Annotated in this window: 3 protein-coding genes and 1 pseudogene; all 4 read left to right on the top strand. The window is 73.5% G+C overall.

Features of this window, described 5'->3' with window-relative positions; all coding sequences use genetic code 11:
- Positions 1-885 (top strand): annotated as a pseudogene (locus C1I95_RS35580) (hypothetical protein); the annotation flags it as partial.
- On the top strand, positions 882-1,184 hold the full coding sequence (locus C1I95_RS33535) for a hypothetical protein (RefSeq protein ID WP_111220091.1): 303 nt from the start codon (positions 882-884) through the stop codon (positions 1,182-1,184). The pseudogene C1I95_RS35580 and the gene C1I95_RS33535, both read left to right, overlap by 4 nt.
- A gap of 69 nt (positions 1,185-1,253) precedes the next feature.
- Positions 1,254-1,472 (top strand): DUF6221 family protein, encoded by a 219-nt coding sequence (locus tag C1I95_RS33530; RefSeq protein WP_111220089.1) that lies wholly within the window; start codon positions 1,254-1,256, stop codon positions 1,470-1,472.
- Between the two features lie 387 nt (positions 1,473-1,859).
- Positions 1,860-2,129 (top strand): hypothetical protein, encoded by a 270-nt coding sequence (locus C1I95_RS33520; protein WP_111220085.1) that lies wholly within the window; start codon positions 1,860-1,862, stop codon positions 2,127-2,129.
- Positions 2,130-2,145 lie beyond the last annotated feature (16 nt).

The following is a 2,145-nucleotide window of genomic DNA, read 5'->3' as shown; positions in this document are numbered from 1 at the left end:
CCGATGACCACCCCGCCCGCCAGCCAGCCGTCCCCACGGGTGGTCGACGTCCGCGATGCCGTCGAACGGCTCCGCGAGTCGTGCGCCTGGCTGTGGCTGATGACCGTCCCCGGCCGCGAGCGACGCCCCGGCCGGCCCGTCGACGAGGAGCAGGCCGAGATCCTCGAAGCGCGCGGCCACGCCGCCCGCACGTACCGGGAGTGGAACCTGCGTCACGGCATGGGCGCGTTGGCACCGTCGCCGGCGGCCGCGCGCCTGGACGTGATCGACGCCCAGGCCGTCGTGCACCGGATCCTGACCCGGCTGGCCCGGACCGTCGCCGCGTACCGCGACTCGTCGTACGTCGGTGGCGGCCGGCCCGTGGACGTGCTGGACTGGCTGACCGTCGGCGCCCCCGGCCGGCCCTGGGTGGTCGACGCCGCCGGCGACGCGTGGCGGGCCGGCGTGCTCGACGAGCTGCACGACAACCGCGACGCGTACCTGGTGGCCAAGATCGCCCAGCGCATCGCTTTGGCAGACGAGGTCGCCCGGTCGGCGGCCGGCGTGGTGGCCGAGCTGGTCCGGCCGATCGAGCACCGCTGCCCGGCCTGCCGCCACCGGTCCCTGCAGCTGCACCACGACGGCCGCGACAAACGGCGCTGGTCGGTTCGCTGCGTCCGCCGCACCTGCCTGTGCGTCGGTGCCGGTTGTGGCTGTCTCAAGCGCGACCGTAGGGCCGGCCTGCCCCACGTCTGGGGTCGGGGCGAGATGGAGGGCCCGGGCGGGCTGGCCACCGCCGTGGCGATCGCCCGCCGCCTCGACGAGCAGGGCCGGCCCCGGCCCACCGTCCGCAGCACCGTCGCCGGGCACGGCGGCTGGTCCGACCGGCGGACCGGTGCGGCGTGAGCGGCGTGGTGGTGGTCGACGGCGTCCAGTGGTGGACGACCGCCTACGCCGTGGCGCAGCTGCGTGTCGACCGGAAGTCGATCAACGATTGGGTGCGGCGGTCCCGAAGGGCTGGTCACGTCGCCGGCGCCGGGCCGCAGGACTGCCCGCGCTGCCTGGCGGTGCCGGACGGCTTCCCGCACGTCGACCCGCCGGTGCACCGGTCCGGGGTGTACGGGTACCTGGCCGAGCAGCTGCTGGCGGCCGAGGAGAGGACATCGGAAGGGGCACGAGGCGGGGTGACTCGAACGGATGTTTGACAAGATCGCGGCGGCATATCACCATGTGCGCAGCGCCAGGAGTCTGCCCAACGGCGGCGGAGGAAGAGCATGAACCTCAACGAGTTCAACACCTGGCTGCGGGCCCAGTTCGACGAGGACGAGCGGGTGGCGCGGGCCGCCGCCGCGCTCCAGGCCGATCCCGAGAACGGCTGGGGCATCGACGGGTTGGCCATCACGCCGCACATCGGGGTGATCCACGAAGACGAAGCCCGGCAGCACATCGCCCGCTTCGGTCCGGCCCGGCTGCCGGCCCGAGTGGCTCCCTGACTGAACGGTGCCGACCCGGGCACCCCGGCGGTGCACCACGACGGGCTGCCGTGGTGTCCCCGGGCCACAGGGCGGTAAGTGCCCCGGGTGCCGGGCGCGGACGGGCCGAGCGTCGGACCAGCGTCGCGGTAGTCCGACCGAGCGTGGCTATGGCCGCGAGCACCGCGACGTCTTCCGACCCGGGGTCCTGGCTCGGGATCCGGTCTGCGTCCTGTGTGGTGTGCGGCCGAGCGTGGTGGCTGACCACTGGCCACTGGACCGCAAGCAGCTGGTGGCCCGGGGACTGAACCCGAACGATCCGGTGCACGGGCGTGGGCTGTGTGAGCCGTGCGACCGGGTGGACAAGGCAGACCGTCAGCCGGGCGGCTGGAACAAGAGGAGGCGGCAGTGACCGAGCAGCAGCAGATGATGCCGAGCTTCGGCCTGGTGGTGCAGGAGGGCGACACGCTGGTGGTCGGGCTGGCTGGCACGCCGAACGCGGCCGAGTGGGCGAAGCTGCGGGAGATGCTGGAGGCGGAGCTGCCCGGTGTGCGGTGCGTGGTCCTCGCCGGGGTGTCGGGCATGGCGCTCTACCAGCAGACGCTGACCGCGGAGAGCATCTACCTGCCTCTCCGCGATTCGACGCAGGACAATGCCTCGGGGGGAGGGGCGGGTTAAATCTCTGCTGGTGGGG

The sequence above is a fragment of the Micromonospora craterilacus genome (assembly GCF_003236315.1).
GTDB classification, from domain to species: domain Bacteria; phylum Actinomycetota; class Actinomycetes; order Mycobacteriales; family Micromonosporaceae; genus Micromonospora; species Micromonospora craterilacus.
This window is presented reverse-complemented; position numbering and strand designations above follow the sequence as displayed.

Bases quoted from the DNA above. Each gene is read 5' to 3' on its own strand.
- C1I95_RS33530 (WP_111220089.1), top strand. From the start codon at position 1,254: ATGAACCTCAACGAGTTCAACACCTGGCTGCGGGCCCAGTTCGACGAG.